The sequence below is a fragment of the Sphingomonas sp. DMC8 genome (genome assembly GCF_056314185.1).
In genome coordinates this window covers 1-1,412 of sequence record NZ_JBQUYV010000017.1, presented here as the reverse complement: position 1 = coordinate 1,412, position 1,412 = coordinate 1, and the positions used below count along the sequence as shown (strand labels likewise).

Here is a 1,412-nt window from a genome sequence, read left to right as displayed (position 1 = left end):
GCGCCGATCAGCGGCACGACCAGATCGGCGATACCGAACGCAGCAGGATTCAGAAATGCCGCGCAGGCGACGAGCACGGCGGCGAGGCCGACCAGCGAGTGGAAGGCCGCCACGAGCTGCGGCATCGCCGTCATCGCGATGCGCCGGGCGATGACGAAGCCGATCGCGCCGCCGACCACGATGGCGGCAGAGAGTTCGAGCGGGCTGGCGATATGATGCGTGATCAGGGTGGTGATCACCGCAATCGCCATACCGATCATGCCAAGCCGGTTGCCCCGGCGGCTGGTCGCGGGGCTGGAAAGCCCGCGCAGCGCGAGGATGAAACAAACGCCCGCCACCAGATAGGCGAGCGCGACCCATGGGTTCACGGGAGCAGCCTCAGGCATCTCAGCGCTCCTTCTTCTTGTACATCGCGAGCATCCGCTCGGTCACGGCGAAGCCGCCGAAAATGTTGACCGACGCAAGCGCCACGGCGACCAGCCCCAGCCATTTGGCAATCTCTGCTCCAGCCGCCATCGACGCAATCAGCGCGCCAACGATGATCACCGAGGAAATAGCGTTGGTCACCGCCATCAGCGGCGTGTGCAGGGCCGGCGTGACCGACCAGACGACGTAATAGCCGACGAAGCAAGCCAGTACGAAGACTGACAGGATCGAGATGAAGTCCATGATCTACTCCTGATCCGCGCAACGAAGCGCCGGGCAAAGGCCGTCCCCAGAGCGGGACGCAGGATTCACGACAGCAGCTTTTCGTTCACGACATTGCCGCCCTGCGTCACGCGGATGGCATTGCCGATCTCCTCGTCGAGCACCGGCCGGCCCGCTTCCTTGTCCCAGAAGGCCGACAGGAAATTATACAGGTTGCGCGCAAACAAGGCCGAGGAGTCCGCCGCGAGCCGGCTCGGCACGTTGCGATGGCCCACGATCTTTACGCCGTGCCGCTCGACAATCTCGCCGGCAACCGCACCTTCGACATTGCCGCCCTGCTCGACCGCCAGATCTACGATCACACTGCCCGGTCGCATCGTCGCGATCTGCGTGTCGCTGATCAGGCGCGGTGCCGGCCGACCAGGTATCAGCGCGGTGGTGATGACGATGTCCTGCTTCGCGATGTGCGCCGAAACCAGCTCGGCCTGCGCTGCCTTATAGGCATCGCTCATTTCGGTGGCATAGCCGCCCGAGCCTTCGCCTTCGATGCCCGCGACATTCTCGACGAAAATCGGCTTGGCACCGAGCGACAATATCTGTTCCTTGGTGGCGGAACGCACGTCGGTGGCGGAGACCTGCGCGCCCAGCCGCCGCGCTGTGGCGATCGCCTGCAGCCCCGCCACGCCTACACCCATCACGAAAACCTTGGCGGCGCTGACCGTGCCCGCCGCCGTCATCATCATCGGAAAGGCGCGGTCATATTC

The 1,412-nt window shown here is 64.6% G+C and carries 3 protein-coding genes; all 3 read right to left on the bottom strand.

Annotated features, from left to right (window positions below):
* Positions 1-386 (bottom strand): NAD(P)(+) transhydrogenase (Re/Si-specific) subunit beta (locus ACT53K_RS19345; protein ID WP_476230450.1); only part of this gene is annotated, 386 nt, incomplete at its 3' end.
* Between the two features lies 1 nt (position 387).
* On the bottom strand, positions 388-669 hold the full coding sequence (locus ACT53K_RS19340; RefSeq protein WP_476230449.1) for an NAD(P) transhydrogenase subunit alpha part 2: 282 nt from the start codon (positions 667-669) through the stop codon (positions 388-390).
* Positions 670-734: 65 nt separating this feature from the next.
* Positions 735-1,412: Rossmann-fold NAD(P)-binding domain-containing protein (locus ACT53K_RS19335; RefSeq protein WP_476230448.1), on the bottom strand; the 678-nt coding region annotated here is incomplete at its 5' end.